14 protein-coding genes are annotated in these 16,604 nt (G+C 66.4%); 2 read left to right on the top strand and 12 right to left on the bottom strand.

The genetic code is table 11. The features are described 5' to 3' along the window. Positions 1–46: 46 nt before the first annotated feature. Together atpB and AC3DEZ_RS03520 are read right to left on the bottom strand one after the other, a co-directional pair. Positions 47–844, bottom strand: a complete 798-nt coding sequence (gene atpB, locus AC3DEZ_RS03525) for a F0F1 ATP synthase subunit A (protein WP_488386972.1) — start codon at positions 842–844, stop codon at positions 47–49. Positions 845–873: 29 nt separating this feature from the next. Next, on the bottom strand, positions 874–1,242 hold the full coding sequence (locus AC3DEZ_RS03520) for a hypothetical protein (RefSeq protein ID WP_488386971.1): 369 nt from the start codon (positions 1,240–1,242) through the stop codon (positions 874–876). A 453-nt stretch (positions 1,243–1,695) separates the two neighbouring features. Here AC3DEZ_RS03520 and AC3DEZ_RS03515 point away from each other — a divergent pair, with 453 nt between their 5' ends. Both AC3DEZ_RS03515 and AC3DEZ_RS03510 read left to right on the top strand, forming a co-directional pair. Then, entirely contained in the window at positions 1,696–2,499 is an 804-nt protein-coding gene (locus AC3DEZ_RS03515) for a hypothetical protein (protein WP_488386970.1), read from the top strand. Between the two features lie 105 nt (positions 2,500–2,604). Then, positions 2,605–2,811 (top strand): DUF2061 domain-containing protein, encoded by a 207-nt coding sequence (locus tag AC3DEZ_RS03510; protein ID WP_488386969.1) that lies wholly within the window; start codon positions 2,605–2,607, stop codon positions 2,809–2,811. Between the two features lie 67 nt (positions 2,812–2,878). On the opposite strand, the gene AC3DEZ_RS03505 is transcribed toward AC3DEZ_RS03510, so the two are convergent. From AC3DEZ_RS03505 to AC3DEZ_RS03460, 10 genes are all read right to left on the bottom strand, one after another. Then, complete coding sequence (locus tag AC3DEZ_RS03505; RefSeq protein ID WP_488386968.1) at positions 2,879–3,577, bottom strand: DUF6624 domain-containing protein; 699 nt, start codon at positions 3,575–3,577, stop codon at positions 2,879–2,881. 124 nt (positions 3,578–3,701) lie between these two features. After that, positions 3,702–5,846 (bottom strand): dihydrolipoyl dehydrogenase, encoded by a 2,145-nt coding sequence (lpdA, locus tag AC3DEZ_RS03500; protein WP_488386967.1) that lies wholly within the window; start codon positions 5,844–5,846, stop codon positions 3,702–3,704. Positions 5,847–5,861: 15 nt separating this feature from the next. Continuing rightward, a complete protein-coding gene (locus tag AC3DEZ_RS03495) occupies positions 5,862–7,295 on the bottom strand; it encodes a dihydrolipoyllysine-residue acetyltransferase (RefSeq protein WP_488386966.1) in 1,434 nt (477 codons plus the stop codon). Positions 7,296–7,441: 146 nt separating this feature from the next. Further along, positions 7,442–8,209 carry a DUF2884 family protein gene (locus AC3DEZ_RS03490; RefSeq protein WP_488386965.1) on the bottom strand — a complete coding sequence of 256 codons (768 nt, stop codon included), beginning with the start codon at positions 8,207–8,209 and terminating at the stop codon, positions 7,442–7,444. A gap of 81 nt (positions 8,210–8,290) precedes the next feature. Beyond that, positions 8,291–8,848 (bottom strand): DNA-deoxyinosine glycosylase, encoded by a 558-nt coding sequence (locus tag AC3DEZ_RS03485; protein WP_488386964.1) that lies wholly within the window; start codon positions 8,846–8,848, stop codon positions 8,291–8,293. 8 nt (positions 8,849–8,856) lie between these two features. Beyond that, positions 8,857–9,312 (bottom strand): DMT family transporter, encoded by a 456-nt coding sequence (locus AC3DEZ_RS03480; protein WP_488386963.1) that lies wholly within the window; start codon positions 9,310–9,312, stop codon positions 8,857–8,859. A 90-nt stretch (positions 9,313–9,402) separates the two neighbouring features. After that, on the bottom strand, positions 9,403–10,518 hold the full coding sequence (locus AC3DEZ_RS03475; protein ID WP_488386962.1) for an alpha/beta hydrolase: 1,116 nt from the start codon (positions 10,516–10,518) through the stop codon (positions 9,403–9,405). Beyond that, entirely contained in the window at positions 10,518–12,599 is a 2,082-nt protein-coding gene (locus tag AC3DEZ_RS03470; RefSeq protein ID WP_488386961.1) for a hypothetical protein, read from the bottom strand. Before AC3DEZ_RS03470 ends, AC3DEZ_RS03475 begins: the two co-directional genes overlap by 1 nt. Positions 12,600–12,633: 34 nt before the next feature. Then, positions 12,634–13,887 carry an MFS transporter gene (locus AC3DEZ_RS03465; protein ID WP_488386960.1) on the bottom strand — a complete coding sequence of 418 codons (1,254 nt, stop codon included), beginning with the start codon at positions 13,885–13,887 and terminating at the stop codon, positions 12,634–12,636. A gap of 169 nt (positions 13,888–14,056) precedes the next feature. After that, complete coding sequence (locus AC3DEZ_RS03460) at positions 14,057–16,594, bottom strand: TonB-dependent receptor (RefSeq protein WP_488386959.1); 2,538 nt, start codon at positions 16,592–16,594, stop codon at positions 14,057–14,059. Positions 16,595–16,604: the final 10 nt, after the last annotated feature.

Here is a 16,604-nt window from a genome sequence, read left to right as displayed (position 1 = left end):
AATTGCTAAAGGGTGGAATGTTTAAGTTGCAAAGGGTGAAGCGAAATCAGTGGCTGTCTTCCGACAGGCTCAGGTACACGATCGACAGCATCATGAAGATGAAGGCCTGCAGCGGAATGACCAGCAGGTGGAACAGCATCCAGCCGAGGCCGAAGGCGCCGCCCGCGAGCGCGCCGACGATACCGGCGCCGCCGAGCACCCAGATCAGCAGGAACACGATCTCGCCGCCGAACATGTTGCCGAACAGTCGCATGGCCAGCGAGATCGGCTTGCTCAGCCATTCGACGATGTTGAGGATGAGATTAAACGGCAGCATCCATTTGCCGAACGGCGCGGTCAGGAACTCCTTGGTGAACCCGATCGGGCCCTTGGAGCGCAGCGCGAAGAACAGCATCAGGAAGAACACGCTGATCGACATGCCGAGGGTCGCGTTGACGTCGGCGGTCGGGACCGGCTTCCAGTAGTGAACGCCCATCAGCTCGAGCGGGAGCGCGATGAAGTCCGCCGGAATCATCTTCAGCAGGTTCATCAGCAGGATCCAGAAGAACAGGGTGATCGCGATCGGCGTCACCAGCTTGCTGGTGCCGTGGTAGGTATCGCGCGCCTGCTTGTCGACGAACTCAAGCATGATTTCGACGAAGGCCTGCCATTTGCCCGGTACGCCCGAGGTCGCCTTGCGGGTAGCCAGCCAGAACATGAACACCATCAGCAGACCCATCAGCACCGAGGTGATGATCGTGTCCAGATGGATGGCCCAGAACCCGCCTTCCTGAACCTGGAACGTCAGGTTGTGGAGGTGGTGCTGGATGTAACCGGTGGGTGTCAGTGTTTCCTCGCCCGCCATGTGTCCTAGATCCTGCTAATAAGAATTCTTTATCGGAGCCTGGCCATCGCCAGCGCCTGTGCCGCCATCCCGGTCAGCGTGCCGGCCAACAGGGCCAGAGGTGGAAGCTTCCACACTCCGATGCCCAGCAGCAGCACCACAACAACCGTGACCCACTTGATCAACATCCCGGCCAGCAACCGCATCATCGCGGTCCCCGCGCCGGTCACCCCGGCCCCGAAAGCGAGCCGGGCGGCGAACCATCCCCCTGCCACCATCGCCAGCCCCCCTACCGCGACCGCCAGCGCCTGGGATTTCCCCCAGAGCAGGAAGGCCATCGCGACCAGCAGCACCGCACCCAGCTGGAAAGCCGTTGCGCGCAATGCCAGCCGCCGGCCCGCAGCGACGGAATTCAGCACGGTAGGTCCTACGGGGTTTCGTGGCGGGAACAAGGCCTGGGAGCGCCTCGCCGAGCCGCAAAAGTATAGCAGGGGCGCGTTTTGCGGGACAACCGCCGAAGGTCGCAAAGTTCTGTCTATATGCGGCTGTGGATGGCCGTGACCGCGGATTCCGGCGGTAACCGTTTCCAGCCCCGCCCGACGGGTCGTGAAGGCGCCCTCCCCTGTTCATATTTTTATCGCAATTTTTGCGGAACTTTGACGAACGGACCCGGTCAGTCCTCCTTGCAAGGTCTGCGACCAACTTCCTCGTCCGATGCTCCGAGCAGACCTTTAGAAGCCCCGAGGCTCCTGGCCCGGGGCTTCGCCCTTTCCGGGATCGGCGTTTTCACGCCGCGAGAACCGCGGTTTCACTTCACGTCCACGAGTGGGCGCCGAGGGTGGAAGCCTGTTCACTGTCCAGGAGAGACAGGCATGAGATTTCGGGCTCCCTTTCCCCTGATTCTGGTTTTCGGCGTTGCGGGTCTTCCGGCCGCGCATGCGCAGGAACCGGACCGCTTCACCCTCCGGCTGGGCGCGATGGATGTGGACGCCGACGGCGTGCTCAGCGGGCGGACCACCTTCCAGGGCCAGGACCTGCGGTTCTCGCAGGATTTCGACTTCGGCGGCAAGGAACTGGTCCCGCGCATCGATGGCGTGTTCCGGCTGGGCCAGCGGCACCGGCTGATTTTCGACTACTTCCAGTACGACAAGGACCGCCGGGCGACGCTGGGGCAGGACCTGTCGTACGACGACGTCACCATTCCCGCCGGCAGCTTCGCCAAGGGCAAGGCCAAGTTCCAGTTGGCCAGCCTGATGTACGACTACGCGGTGGTCGATACGCCCACGTTCAACCTCGGCCTGCAGATTGGCGCGGAGTGGGCCAAGCTGGAGGGTCGCCTGTATGCGGAAGCGGGCGAAAACAGCTATGAAACCCGCAGCAGCGACGACGGCTACGCACCGGTGGTGGGCCTGCGTCTGACCGCCAAGCCCAATGAAAAGTGGCTGTTCAACCTGCAAGGCCAGTACCTGGACGCGGGTTGGGGCGATTTCGGCGACTACGACGGCAGCATCACCCGCGCCAATGCGCTGGTCGAGTACCGCTTCACCCCGCATTTCGGGCTTTTCGCCGGCTATGACTGGTTCAAGCTGGACGTGGAACGCACGGGCAGCGACGGACTGCTGGGGCTGGATCAGCGCTTCAAGGGTCCGATAGCCGGAATCACACTGGCATTCTGACCATATAGATAACGTCTATCGAAACGACGGGGACGAATCATTGGACTTCGGGCGTCGCACCCCCATAATGAGAATCACTCTCATTTGATGCCTTGAGGTCGCCCCATGGCCAAGACGCTTTCCTTCGCCTCCCTGCACTTCACGGTCGCCTTCCTGCTGGGCTGGGCATTCACCGGCAGCTGGCTGGTCGGTGGCGCGCTGGCGCTGGTCGAACCGGCTTGCAACACGGTCGTGTTCCACTTCCACGAGAAGGTCTGGAAGCGGATAGAACGCCGCCGCGCGGAGCGCGCCAGCGCGGCGGTTCCTGCCTGACCGTGCGCGGGGATCGCGCCGGCATGCCCGCTTCCTTCCTCCAGGCGGGTGCGCGAACCGGGTTCGCTCAGGGCTGCGCCGGGGTCGGCGCCGTCTCCGGCGGCGGGAACATCTGCGTGGCCATGCAGATGTAGTCGGCCAACGGCATGTCGCCCATCGACGCGCGGCGCTGATCGACTTCCGACTCCGGCGCCTCGATCGGCTTGGGTACCCAGCGTCCCTCCTGTGCCAGCAATTGGCTGCCATAGCGCTGCGGTTTGCCCTGGCCGGCCAGCACGCGATCGGTCAACAGAATGAACTGGTGGCGGGAAATCTCGCCGCTCCGCACGCGCGGTGTGATCACCGCCAGCACCTGTTCCTGGAATGCGGGATCGGCATCGGCGTGCTGCACCAGCAGCCAGGCCGCATCGACGCCGTCGCGGCCGACCAGCTCCACTGCGGGAAACCCATGCTCGGCGACGATCTGCTTGATCCGCGGCAGATGTTCGGCGTCGACCTGCATCATCTGCCGGATGTCCTCCTGCGACCAATCGCCGCTGCGTGCTTCCTGATCACGGGTCTGCATCCGCAACAGTTCGATCCGCAGATCCGTCAGGCGCGCCGCGGGGTCGGCGATATCCGGTGGCGACGGCTTGGGATGCAGGCGGACGAACGCCGCCGCACCCGGGCACTTCGCGTAGGCGGCGGCTTCCTGCGGGTCGTCCTCCGCCCCGGCGGGCTGCATCAGCACCAGCAGCATCGTGATTGCGATACAGCGAGGAAGCATCGGATCTTTCCTGTCGGCCCGCATGGCCAGCGGCATTGATTCTAGTCGCACCGGGCAGACAAGCCACCAGAAAAAAGAAACCGCCCACAGGGGGCGGTTTCCGTATCCACACTGCGAAGACGATTTACTTCTTCTTCGGAATGTACAGATCGGTGATGGTGCCTTCGTAGATTTCGGCCGCCATCGCCACCGTTTCGCTGAGCGTCGGGTGCGGATGGATGGTGTTGCCGATGTCGCCGGCTTCCGCTCCCATCTCGATCGCCAGCGCGACCTCGCTGATCAGATCACCTGCATGCACGCCGACGATGCCGCCACCGATGATGCGATGGGTTTCCTCGTCGAAGATCAGCTTGGTGGAGCCCTCGCCGCGGCCGATGCCGACCGCGCGCGCCGAAGCCACCCACGGGAATTTGCCCACGCCGATCTTCAGGCCCCTGGCCTTGGCTTCGGTCTCGGTGACGCCAACCCAGGCGATTTCCGGATCGGTGTAGGCCACCGACGGAATCACCCGCGCGACCCATTCCTTCTTCTCGCCCGCGGCCACTTCCGCCGCCAGCTTGCCTTCATGGGTGGCCTTGTGCGCGAGCATCGGCTGGCCGACCAGATCGCCGATGGCGAAGATGTGCGGCACATTGGTGCGCATCTGCGGGTCCACCGGGATGAAGCCGTGCTCGGTGACGGTCACGCCGGCCTTGTCGGCATCCAGCTTGCCGCCGTTGGGCGAACGGCCCACCGCGACCAGCACGCGATCCCAGGTGCCGGATTCCAGCTCGGGTTTCTGGCCTTCGGTGGCGCTCTCGAACGACACGGTGATGCCCTTCTTGGAGGCTTCGACCTTGGCCGCCTTGGTCTTCAGGTGCACGACCACGCCCTGCTTCTTCAGGCGATCGGCCAGCGGCTTGACCAGGTCCTTGTCGGCGCCCGGCATCAGCTGGTCCATGAACTCGACCACGGTCACTTCACTGCCCAGCGCGCGGTACACCGTCGCCATTTCCAGGCCGATGATGCCGCCGCCGACCACCAGCAGCTTCTTCGGCACGTCCTGCAGCGCCAGCGCGTCGGTGGAATCCATCACCCGCGGATCGTCCCACGGGAAGTTCGGCAGCTTCACCGCCTGCGAGCCGGCGGCGATGATGCAGTTCTCGAAACGCAGCAGCTGGGTCTTGCCGTCGCCGCCGGTGATTTCCAGTTCGTGCGGCGAGACGAACTTCGCCACGCCCCGCACGGTGCGCACCTTGCGCTGCCTGGCCATGCCGGCCAGGCCCTTGGTGAACTGGCCGACCACACGGTTCTGCTTGAAGTCGCGCAGCTTGTCGAGGTCGATCTTCGGCTTGGCGAACTCGATGCCGATCTCGGCCGAATGCGCGGTCTCATCGATCAGCGCGGCGGCGTGCAGCAACGCCTTGGACGGAATGCAACCGACATTGAGGCAGACGCCGCCCAACGATTCGTAACGTTCCACCAGCACGGTATCGAGGCCGACATCGGCGGCGCGGAACGCGGCGGTGTAGCCGCCGGGACCGGAACCGATCACCACCATCCGGCATTCGATGTCGGCCGGCTTGCCGGTGCCCAGCGCCGGCTTGGGCGCGGCGGGTTCGGCGGGCGCGCGGTGCGAGGGCGTGACCGGCGGCTTGCTGGCCGGCGCGGCGGCGGCGGGCGCCGCGCCGCTTTCCAGCACGGCCACCACGCTGCCTTCCGACAGGGTGTCGCCCAGCTTGACCTTCAGTTCCTTGATCACGCCGTCGGCCGGCGACGGCACTTCCATCGTCGCCTTGTCCGATTCCAGGGTGACCAGGCCTTGATCCTTCTTCACCGTGTCGCCCACGGCGACCAGGATTTCGATGACCGGCACGTCGTTGTAGCCGCCGATGTCCGGCACCCTGGCTTCCAGGGTGCCGCCCGCCGATGCCGCAGGCGCGGAGGACGCGGCCGGAGCCGGTGCGGCGGTGACCGGAGCAGCCGGAGCGGCGGGTGCGGTCGCCTTGGCCGGCGCGGCGACAGGCGCTGACGGCGCCGCAGCGGCGCCTTCGGCTTCAAGCACGGCCACCACGCTGCCTTCGGACAGGGTGTCGCCGAGCTTGACCTTCAATTCCTTGATCACGCCGGCGGCCGAGGACGGCACTTCCATCGTGGCCTTGTCCGACTCCAGGGTGACCAGGCCCTGATCCTTCTTCACCGTGTCGCCGACCGCGACCAGGATCTCGATGACCGGCACATCGTCGTAACCGCCGATGTCGGGGACTTTCACTTCAATCGTGTTTGCCATGGTTCCAGCCCCCGCTTACAGCAGCACGCGACGCAGGTCGCCCATCAGTTGCGCCAGGTACGCGGTGAAGCGCGCGGCGGAGGCACCGTCGATGACGCGGTGGTCGTAGCTGAGCGACAGCGGCAGCAGCAGGCGCGGCGCGAACTGCTTGCCGTCCCATACCGGCTGGATGGAAGACTTGGACACGCCGAGGATGGCGACTTCCGGCGCGTTGACGATCGGGGTGAACGCGGTGCCGCCGATGCCGCCCAGCGAGGAAATCGAGAAGCAGCCGCCGGACATGTCGGCCGGGCCGAGCTTGCCGTCGCGGGCCTTCTTCGCCAGTTCGCCGGTCTCGGCCGCCAGCTCGTTGACGCCCTTCTTGTCGACGTCGCGGATGACCGGCACGACCAGGCCGTTCGGCGTGTCGGCGGCGAAGCCGATGTGGAAGTACTTCTTGAGGGTGAGGTTTTCGCCGCTGGCGTCCAGCGAGGCGTTGAACTCGGGATACTTCTTCAGCGCGGCGACGCTGGCCTTCATCAGGAACGCGAGCATGGTCAGCTTGATGCCGGCCTTCTCGTTCTCCTTGTTCAGCGCCACCCGCAGCGCTTCCAGATCGGTGATGTCGGCGTGATCGTGCTGGGTGACGTGCGGAATCATCGCCCAGTTGCGCGCCAGGTTGGCGCCGGAAATCTTCTTGATACGCGACAGCGGCTGCACTTCGACTTCGCCGAACTTGCTGAAATCCACCTTCGGCCACGGCAGCAGGTTCAGACCGCCACCCGCGCCGGTGACAGGCGCGGCGCCTGCCGCGGCGGGCACGCCGCCGGACAGGGCCGCCTTGACGTAGCGCTGCACGTCTTCCTTGCTGATGCGGCCGCCACGCTCGCTGCCCTTGACCTGATCCAGGTCGACACCGAGCTCGCGGGCGAACAGGCGCACCGTCGGGCTGGCGTAGGCCACCTTGGACGGCAGCACGCGGTCGGCGTTGAATTCCACCGGCGGGGTGCGCGGCGGCACGGCTTCCGGGTCGATGCCGGGCTTGTCCTCCAACGCGCGCGGCGCGGTCGGCGCGGCGGCTTCCTGGGCGATCTCGCGCTGGGTCAGCTTGTCCGGCGTCGGGGCGACGGCGACCGGTTCGACTTTCGCGCCGGTCTCGGCGGTCTTGACCGGCTCGGCCTTGGCCGGTTCCGCCTTCGGTGCGGCGGAGACCGGGGCGGCGGCGCCTTCGGCCACCTCGATCAGGGCGACCACCGAGCCTTCGGCCAGTTCGTCGCCCAGTTTGACCTTCAGTTCCTTGACGACGCCGGCGAAGGCCGACGGCACTTCCATCGTCGCCTTGTCCGACTCCAGGGTGACCAGGCCTTGATCCTTGGTGACGGTATCGCCAACGGCGACCAGCACTTCAATGACGGGAACGTCACTGTAGCCACCGATGTCGGGAACACGCGCTTCCTTGATTTCGGCCATGGGGAACTCCAGCGATCACTTGCCAATAGGGGAACCCCTATTGTGGCCATCCCCGCCCGGTGCGCCAACCTCTGAACGCAATTATTTTCGGGCCGGGACCGCTGGAATCAGCCCTTGCGACTCGCGCGAGGGCATGCGCCCCTTGCTCAATCGCCGGTGGTATGGCTTTGGTCGGGCTTTTCTTCCAGCAGGTTCAGCGCCTGCCCGCCGGGGAGACGATACGCCAGCGCATTGTCGATGCGCTCCATTTCACGCATCTGCGAACACAGTTTCTCCGCGCGCACTTCCAGTGCCTTGGCGCGTGGCGCCACCCGCGCCTCCACCTCCTTGTCCAGCCCGTCCATGCGCTCCAGGCGAGCGGCGTCGCCGGTCAGCGCGGCGGTGAGTGCGCCACCGACGATATCGCCAATGACGCTGGGCATCACTTCCCCGACCGCGCGTTCGATACCCTTGTCCAGGTCCTGGCTGTTGAAACGATTGGCGCTGATCGAGCGGGCGATGCCCTGGTCGATGGCCTTGCGTGCCTTGTCCAGCGACTTGCGGGTGCGATCCGGATGATTGCTGATGCTGGCGGCGACTTCGCCCAGCGCGGTGAACGCGATATCGGCGGCATCGCGGCCGATTTCGTGCGCGAGCGGCATGGCGGTGCGCGCGCCACGCTCGAAGTCGAGCAGGCGCTGGCGGTCGTCGTTGTTGATCCGGACCCAGCGGTCGTCGACGAACAGCCGGCCCTGGCGCATCACGATCGCCTTGGGCACGCCGCTTTCGCGGGTGAAGATCACGCTGCGCTCGTTGACGGTCATGTCGTAGTCGCTTTCGATCTCGCAGCGGACGTCCTTGGCCTGTGCGGACAGGGCCAACCCGGACAGCGCGGCCAGGCACAGCAGGGAAAGACGCGGGGCGGAACGAATCATGGCGGCCTCCGAAGCTTGTTTGCCGACAGGATGCCAGCACGGTGCGCGACCCGCACATGCCGGACGGCGGCATGACCTTCGTCAGGGCGGGCGATGCCCAGGAGCGACCTGACCGGGAGCGTCCAGATACGGCGCCAGCACGCTCCACTGTCCGGTCAGGCGTTCCACACCGAAGGCCGCGTTGGCCGGACTGGTGGATGGCAGCGCGTGGAACGTCAGGCGGGCGACCAGCGCCGCCGGCAGGGTCGGGGTGACATGGCGCTGGAACGCCTGCGCCGCCTTGCCGCCGTTGAATGCCACCGCGCGCACGCCCGGCCGCCCCGCCAACCAGTCCGCCAGCGGGTTGGCGACCTCGCTGCCATGGACGATGTCCGCGTCCAGGCTGCCGCGGCGCTCGCAGGCTCCAATCACGTCCCACAGCCCGACGCCAGCCGCACCCAGGGCAGCCAGCCGCAGGGGATAGTCCAGTCCGGCGTCGAATCCGCACAGGCTCGCCATCAAGGGCCAGAAACGGTTGCGCGGATGCGCGTAGTAGCGCGACGCCGCCAGCGACGCCGCGCCCGGCATCGAGCCCAGGACCAGCACCCGGCAATCGTCGCCGGCCTGCGGCGGCAAGCCCCGCAGCAGCGTTCCGGTCATGGGTTCGGTCATCCGGCCGGCGTCTGCCAGGGCCGCACCACCAGCAGCGCGCCGGCGACGACCAGCAACGCGCCGATCAGCCGGGTACCGTCGATGGGCTGACGCGCGTGCAGCACGCCGAAATGATCCAGCAGCAGCGAGCCCACCAGTTGCCCGAACACCACCAGGCAGATCAGCGGCGCGGCGCCCATGCGCGGTATCAGCAGGGTCGCCGCGGCGACGTAGATCGCGCCGATCGCACCGCCGGTCCAGGCCCACCACGGCACCCGCGCCAGCGCCGCCGCGTCGAACGTGGGCCGTGTCGCCAGCCACCACAGCGCCAGCACCCCGGTGCCGACGGCGAACGACATCAGCGCGGCGAACAGCGGACCGAAGGTCTGCCGTCCGAGCGAAGCGTTGATCAACGCCTGCAGCGGCAACAGCATGCCGATGAACACCGCCAGGCCCATTCCGATTGCTTTCATGTCCGTCTTCCCGGATTCGAAGCCGGACACGATACGGCACGTGGCGTGCCCGGGCGCACGACGCTGCGTGGCGCCACCGGAACGACGCCCTCAGCGCGGCTGGCGGCCCAGGCGGCGATCGAAGAAGCGCGCGATCAGGCCGTAGGCTTCCTGCGACTCCGGCAGATCCGGGTATACGAAGAACGCATGCCAGAGGCCATCGAACAGCACCAGTTCCGCGTCCACGCCCGCAGCCAGCAACCGACGCTGCATCGTGCTCACCGCGCTGACCGCGAAATCGCGTCCGCCGGCCAGGAACAGGGTGGGTGGAAACTTCGCAAGCAGTTCCGGCGATTGGCCCGGATAGGCGACCGGATCGTCGGCCTGTGCGGTTCGCAGGTAGGGCAGGCTCGCGCCGCCGTCCGACTGCAGCGGCGGCACGCCGACCGCCAATTGCCCCAAGGTCGCCGAATCCCCGGCGAACAGCAGCCCGGTGCCGCAGAAGTTGCCAATCGCACCGGGTCGCGGCAGATCCTTCTTCAGGATCCGCGCGGTGGCCTGCGCGGTCAGCATGCCGCCGGCCGAGCAGCCGTAGATCCCGATGTTCTCCGCGCGGTACTGCTTGAGCAGTTCACGATAGACCGCCTCCACGTCGTCCACCGCGGCCGGATAGGGATGTTCGGGCGCCAGCCGGTAATCCACCGTCACCACGCGGATGCCGGCCACCGCGGCAATCGGCACCGCTTCCACCAGCGCGCCACTGCCCGACCCCCACATGAAGGCGCCTCCATGTAGATTGATCAGCACCCGCTGCGCGTTGTCGCCCTGTGCGCCCGCTTTCGGATCGACCACGTGCACCGGCACGCCACCGATGCGGGTGGCTTCCACCTTCGCCGGATAGCGGCGTTCGGCTTCGGCCAGGCGGTCGTCGTTGTAGCGCTGGTAGAAGCGCCGCTGATCGGCGATGTCCGCGGGATTCGGTCCCTTGCCTTCCCGGGTTTCGGCCAGCATCCGTTCGAACTGCGCGCGCGCCTCGGGGCTGGCGAAACGACTGTATGGCAACGATGTCGCCGGCATCGCCACGGTTTCCGGCGCGGCCTTCGCGACCGCCGCATCGGGCTTTTCCTGAGCGACCGCGGTGAAAGATATCGACAGCGCCAGCAGGCCTGCGGCGGAACGGAACATCGCGGGCCGCGGGTGCGGCAGGAAGGCCGAGGTCTTCTTCATCATTTTTCCTTTCCGGGGTTGGCCGTCTTTGCCGCGTCCGGCGGTGGCAGGGCCAGGAACACCGTGCTCCACAACTGGGCGGCGTTGGATTCGTCCTCGTGCGCGCCCTGCGCGCCGAACGGTTCGACCTGGTAGCGACCGTCGCGGTACGACCACGACCACAGTTCGGACGTGCGCACCGCGTCCGCGGCGCGGATCGCGCGCCACAACCGATCCCGCGCATCACCGAGGGCCGCGCGTACCCCGGCCGGCAGGTCATCGCGCGCCAATTGTCGTTGCAGCCCCGCCGCCAGCACCGCCTGCTGCCAGGCCCACACCACCGTGCCGTGATACGCGGCGCTGCCCAGGCGCGGCCAGACTTCGCGATCGGCATAGGCGGGATTGGCGACCAGCAGGCCCGCGTCGGTCATCAGGCCGGCCGGGAAGGGCCGCATCAGGTTGCCGACATCACGCGCCAGCGACTGCGCATCGGGTTGACCGAACAGCAGGCGGAAGCCTTCATCCGAATGCAGCACCGGCACCGGCCTGCCCTGCGCGTCCAGCGCGAGCGCCGCGAACGCCAGCTCGCCGTCACCCAGCGATTCCAGCGCCGCGCGATCGGCGACGCCGGCTCCGGCGGCGTAGGCGCGTACCTGCTCCGCCGCGCGCGCATGCGGCAACCGCACCGTGAACAGTTCCGCCGCGCGCCGTTCCCATGCATCGGCGCGGGCGGCGGCGGCACGCAGGCGCATGCGCTGTTCCGCGCTGGCGTAGGCGTCCAGCAGGCCACTGTCGAGGAAGCCACCGATCGCGCGCAGCGCCGCCGGCATCCACACCACGTTGACATCGTAGGGATAGCGGCCACGGCCCAGGCCTTCGTTGCTGTCGCGCCATTGGCCTACCGGCTTGTCCGGCTTGAGCGCGATCAGGTTGCGGAAAACCGGCTCGTCCGCGAATGCCTGGCTCCGGCCCTCCACGAAGAGAAGATTGCGCACCAGCGCGTCGCCCTGGCGTCCGCCCTCTCCGCTTGCGGCAAGGAATGCCCTTGCCCGCTCGTGCCCGCGTTCGTCCTCCAGCAACCAGGCGGCGGCGACCGGTGGCAGCATGTAGTCGTCGTCGATCATCGTGTAGTCGTAGATCGGCGTGGCCGAGGCGTTGTTCCGTTCCTTGCGATGGCGCAGCACGGCGAACTCGCCGATGTCTTCCTCGTGCGCCACTTCGCCATCGGGCGCCAGCCTCGCCAGCACCGCGCCGATGCCGGCTTCCACGGCTTCCGGTTGCAGCACCGGCATCAGCAGGCGCACCGACATCAGGGTGTCACGGCCGAAGTAGGTGTCGAAGCGCCAGGAGCCGGCGAGGAACTTCTCGTGGTAACTGAGGAACTGCAACGCCTGTCGGCTGCGGGTATCGGCCGTGGCATGTTCGTTGAGCAGGCCGGCGGTGTCGAACGGCGTCAGCGGCGTCTCGCCGGTCGAGGCGTGGATGCGCAGTCGCAGCGGTTCGCCGGCGGGCGTGCCCAGCAAGACGATTTTCCCGCCATCGCGCGTGAACCTGCCGTTCTCGACTTCCAGGGCGATGGCGTAGCCCGGCGCCCCGTCCAGGCGATCGCGCTTCCAGCGGATCGCGGTGTCCGTCACTTCCGGCCGCGCGGCGGTCTCCGCCGGGTACGGCTGGCCGAGCTGATAGTCGCGCAGCACCCGGACGCTGCCGAGCACCGCATCCCTGACCACCAGCCGTCGAGCGTCAATGCGCGCGGTCGCCACGATGCCGTTCCAGGGCTTGCTCGCTTCACGGCGGCGCTCGCCCTTTACCTCGCCCAGCGTCCACTGCACCGGCGTCGTGGTGTCCTCGAACCACACGCCCACGCCGCTGTTGCCCGCCGGAAACGCCACCAGCACCCGCGGGCGGGTGCCGGAACTGAGCAGCAGATGCGCGGCGATGTCGCCTTCCTGATGGAAGGCGTTCTCGATCCGGCCCTCGGTGATGCGGAATTGCAGCGGCGCGGAAGCCGCGGTGCGGTCGTAGGCCAGTGCCGCGCCGGTCGCCGGCACGGTGAGCAGCAACCCGAGGAGCAGGCGGGAGGCGGCATGTTTCAGGCGCATGGAAAACATCTCGCTGACAACGTGGCGCATCGGTTCAATGACCTTCTGCCGGCATTGCCAGCGTATCGACGGGATGACGCGTGGCGCGGTGAAGCAGGGTCAGCGACAACAGCAGCAGCGCCATAGGCAGCAACAACAGGTAGAACGCCCGCGAGCCGTCGAAATGTGCGAACAGCTGGCCGGTGATGAAGGAACCGGTGGTGCCGCCCAACGCGGAGAACACCACGATCAACCCGGTCATCGCCGCGTGCCGCGCCTTGGGCAGCGCGCTCAGCACCACGGAATTGATGGTCGGATAGATAGGCGCCATGAACAGGCCGATCAACGGGAACACATAGGCCGCCAGCGGCGCGTCCCACCAGCTCGCGCCGGCGCGTGGCTGCACGTTGGCCGCCAGCGGCAATGCCACCAGTACCAGCACCGCCATCGCCAGCACGCAGGCCGCCAGCAACCAGAACCACGGCAGCCGGCGCAGCAGCACGCCGCCGCCCAGCCGTCCCAGCGCCAGCGAACCGGCGAAGATGCCGGCCGCCTGCACGCTCAACGCGGTCGGCAGGTGCAGGATTTCCCGGTTGAAGGTCGGTAGCCAGGTGTTGATGGCCTGTTCCATCAGCACGTAGAGGAATGCGGACGCCAGGAACACGATCACCAGCGGGCGCGCCAGCAGGCGGAACATGTCGGCGAAGGATTCGCCCACCGCGTGGCCGTCACGCGCCTGCGATTCGTCCATCGACGTTCCGGCCAGCAACAGGATCACCGCCACGCACAGGCCGGCGATCACCCAGTAGACATTGAGCCACACCGGATCCCCCGGCGCCTCGGGATTGATGAAGGCGGCGAACAGCCAGGCGCTGCCGAGGATGCCGACCATGAACCAGCCTTCCACCGTGCTGGTCAGTCCCGCGTGCGCGCGTTCGCTGTCGGTCAGCAGGCCGATGCTGGAGTAGACCGACACCTTCACCAGCGCGAACGACACGCCGACCGTCACGTACAGCAGCTTGGTGGCCCAGAACGAATGCAACAGCGGCATGCTGGCGCAGGCCAGCGCCACCAGCGCCAGGCCGAGCATCATCGCCCGCCGGTAACCCAATCGCGGCAGGGTCGAAGCGACGAGGAACGAAGCGATTGCGATCGGCAGATCCTTGAACGCTTCCAACGTGCTTGCCGACGCCTTGCTCACCCCGAATCCCTGGATGACCTGCAGGATCACCGCGCCCACCGAGTTCAGCAGCATCGCGAAGATCATGTAGGTCAGGATCAACCCGAGGACCATGCGGGTTCGATTCATTGCTTGCTCCGGGCCACGCCGGATGGGGGTGGCCGCTGCACTGTGTCACCGCCGGAGCGGCAAGGGAATCCGGCACGCGCGGCGATGGCCGCCATCCGCCGGCTGTGTCGGGGAAAGGTCCGGGGACGCCTCCCGGGAGAGGAGGTTCAGGTGGCGTCCCCGGCGTGGCTCACCAGCTGTACTTGGCCTGGAAGTTGACCTCGCGGCCCTCCAGCGGACGCGCCAGCAACACGCCGCCGGCGGTGGTCGCCGAACCGAAGATGCGCGAGTTGCTCTCGGTCAGGCCCAACTCGTTGGTCATGTTGGTGCCGCGCAGGTTGAACTGCCAGTTCTCGCCCACGTTGGAGGTGATGCCGAAGTCCAGCGTGTGGTAGGAACCCAGCTCCTGCAGGCCCGACTGATCCTGGGTGTGATCACCCACGTAGGTGTAGGTCACGTACGGGGTGATGTCGCCCCAACCCATCTCGAAGCGGTAGCTCGGCGTGAACATGGCGCGGAACTTCGGCTGGCGCTGCAACTGCTGGCCCTCGATCGGCGCGCAGTTGTCGTTGCCATTGATGTCGCGGTACGGCAGGCAGGCGTCGTAGTCCGTGTATTCGCCATCCAGGTAGTTGGCCACCAGTTGCAGGCGCAGGTTCTCGATCGGGGTCAGCGCGCCGATGAAGTTGACGCCATGCGACTCGGATCCATAGATGCGCGGACTGCCGATCGGCGTACCCAGACCATCGGTGGGCTGGTACTGCAGGCCGCTGAACACGCGCCGGTAAGCACTGATGTCGGCGTACAGCAGCGGCGACTGGTACTTGAAGCCGATTTCGTAGTTGCGGATCTTCTGCATCGGCGGGTAGTTGTTGTTGGTGGTGCCGCGGATGCCGTTGTCGAAGTCGAGGAAGTGGCCACCGGTATTGACGCGGCCATACATGGACATGTTGTTGGTGAACGAGTAGTTGGCACCCGCCGTCCACGACGGATGGGTCTTCTCGTAGCGGTTGCGGGCGTAGGTGCCGTTGCACAGCTCCACGTTGTTGTCGTAGATCGTGTTCAGGTCACCATCCAGGCCGCCGGTACCCGGATTGACCGGACTGCGGTTGCAGACGTTGCTCTTGGCGTCCTGGTTCTCGACGCGGCCGGACAGGTCGAACAGCCACTTGCCGACCCTCCAGGAATCGGACAGGTACAGCGCCACGTTGGTGGCCTTGCCGTTCTGGGCGATGTGGAAGCCGCTGAAATCGGCGAAGCCCTGCGGATTGGTGCGATAGAAGGTCTCGCCGCCGTTCACGTAGCTCACCACGATCGGACGCGCATTGGGCTCGTTGGCCATCAGCATCTGGTTGCCCAGCGACCACTTGTCATCCATCGTGTAGTGGTTCACGTACAGGCCCACCGTCAGGGTGTTGCCCTCGAACAGTTCCTTGCTCAGGCGGAAGTCGTTGCTGAAGCTCTTCAGGTGCTTGTGGATGTGCCACCAGCCCTGCTGGATCACGCTCTGGGTGAGCGGCACCGCACCACCGTTGATGTAGTTCGCGGTAGCCACCGATCCCGCCGGCAACTCGAAACCACCCGGCGTGCCGTCGGTGAACAGCATGTCCTGCAACGAGACCGGATTGTTGCCCGAGAACAGCGCGTTGGTATCCATGTCCCCTTCGTTGAACAGGAAGCGATCGCTGATCGCCCAGCCGTTGTCGAAGGAGTAATCGAAGTTGCCGCCGAACATGAACAGCTTGGCGCCACGGCCGTCGGCCAGGTCCGCGTTCTTGCCGCCGCCCGGATAGGTCGGCAGCCAGACGTGCTGCATGTACTTGCTGTAGTAAGTGTCCTTCAGCGGATCGAAACCGGGATAGGCGCTGAAGTTGTCGGTGCCGCGCTGGACCAGCGGAATCGGAGTGATGAACTGGTTCTTGTCGTTGAGGTAGCGGGTATACAGGGTCAACCGGCCCGCATCGAAGTCATGCGACAGGGTGGCGGTGAGCTGGCCGCCCTTGTCCGCCTTGAACTGCGGATCGCGCACGCCGTCGGACTCGCGCCAAAAGCCACCGACGCTGCCGTACCAGCCTTCGGCCACCTTGAAGCCGTAGAAGCCATCCAGTCGCCACAGGCCCTCGTTGCCGTAGGTCAGGCCGACACTGCCGGAAGGTTCCTCGGTGCCGGTCTTGAGGAAGAAGTTGGCGCTCGCGCCCATCTGGCCATCGGCGAACACCACCGACGGACCGCCCTGCAGGATTTCCACCGACTCGATGGTGTCGTCCAGGCGGAACATCGAGGTGGTCTCGAAGAACGACAGTGTCGGCATGCCGTACAGCGGCGAGCCCATCAGCAGGGTGGAGAAATATGGCGCGTCGCCGCCACCGGGGAAGCCGGCGATCTCGATGTTGGCGCCGGTCTGGCCACCCGTGGACTCCGGCCACATGCCGGGGGAGATCTTCAACAGGTCGGCCGTGCTCTTGGGATTGGCCTGTTTGATCTGCTCGGCGTTGGCGGTGACGATGTTGAAGCTCGCCTCCAGCTTCCTGACGCCGCCCGCGGTGGCGGTGCCGGACACCACCACGGTATCCAGGGTGGTCGCCTGGCTCTGGCGCTGTTCGGCCGGCGGCGGTTGCGGCTGGGGTTGCTGGGCAGGCGCGGTGTCCTGTGCCAGCACGGCGGATGGTGCCAGTGCGGCGGCGATCGCTACGGACAGGGCGTAGCGGATCAGGTTGGTCTGTTGCATGTGTTCCCTC

The organism is Pseudoxanthomonas sp. 134C1, assembly GCF_057773065.1.
The sequence above is the reverse complement of the archived record's forward strand: the minus strand, read 5'-3'. Positions and strand labels throughout refer to the sequence as shown.

Bases quoted from the DNA above. Each gene is read 5' to 3' on its own strand.
- AC3DEZ_RS03460 (WP_488386959.1), bottom strand. From the start codon at position 16,594: ATGCAACAGACCAACCTGATCCGCTACGCCCTGTCCGTAGCGATCGCC.
- AC3DEZ_RS03470 (WP_488386961.1), bottom strand. From the start codon at position 12,599: ATGCGCCTGAAACATGCCGCCTCCCGCCTGCTCCTCGGGTTGCTGCTC.
- AC3DEZ_RS03490 (WP_488386965.1), bottom strand. From the start codon at position 8,209: ATGATTCGTTCCGCCCCGCGTCTTTCCCTGCTGTGCCTGGCCGCGCTG.
- AC3DEZ_RS03480 (WP_488386963.1), bottom strand. From the start codon at position 9,312: ATGAAAGCAATCGGAATGGGCCTGGCGGTGTTCATCGGCATGCTGTTG.
- AC3DEZ_RS03495 (WP_488386966.1), bottom strand. From the start codon at position 7,295: ATGGCCGAAATCAAGGAAGCGCGTGTTCCCGACATCGGTGGCTACAGT.
- AC3DEZ_RS03505 (WP_488386968.1), bottom strand. From the start codon at position 3,577: ATGCTTCCTCGCTGTATCGCAATCACGATGCTGCTGGTGCTGATGCAG.
- AC3DEZ_RS03510 (WP_488386969.1), top strand. From the start codon at position 2,605: ATGGCCAAGACGCTTTCCTTCGCCTCCCTGCACTTCACGGTCGCCTTC.
- atpB (WP_488386972.1), bottom strand. From the start codon at position 844: ATGGCGGGCGAGGAAACACTGACACCCACCGGTTACATCCAGCACCAC.
- AC3DEZ_RS03465 (WP_488386960.1), bottom strand. From the start codon at position 13,887: ATGAATCGAACCCGCATGGTCCTCGGGTTGATCCTGACCTACATGATC.
- lpdA (WP_488386967.1), bottom strand. From the start codon at position 5,846: ATGGCAAACACGATTGAAGTGAAAGTCCCCGACATCGGCGGTTACGAC.
- AC3DEZ_RS03485 (WP_488386964.1), bottom strand. From the start codon at position 8,848: ATGACCGGAACGCTGCTGCGGGGCTTGCCGCCGCAGGCCGGCGACGAT.
- AC3DEZ_RS03475 (WP_488386962.1), bottom strand. From the start codon at position 10,518: ATGAAGAAGACCTCGGCCTTCCTGCCGCACCCGCGGCCCGCGATGTTC.
- AC3DEZ_RS03515 (WP_488386970.1), top strand. From the start codon at position 1,696: ATGAGATTTCGGGCTCCCTTTCCCCTGATTCTGGTTTTCGGCGTTGCG.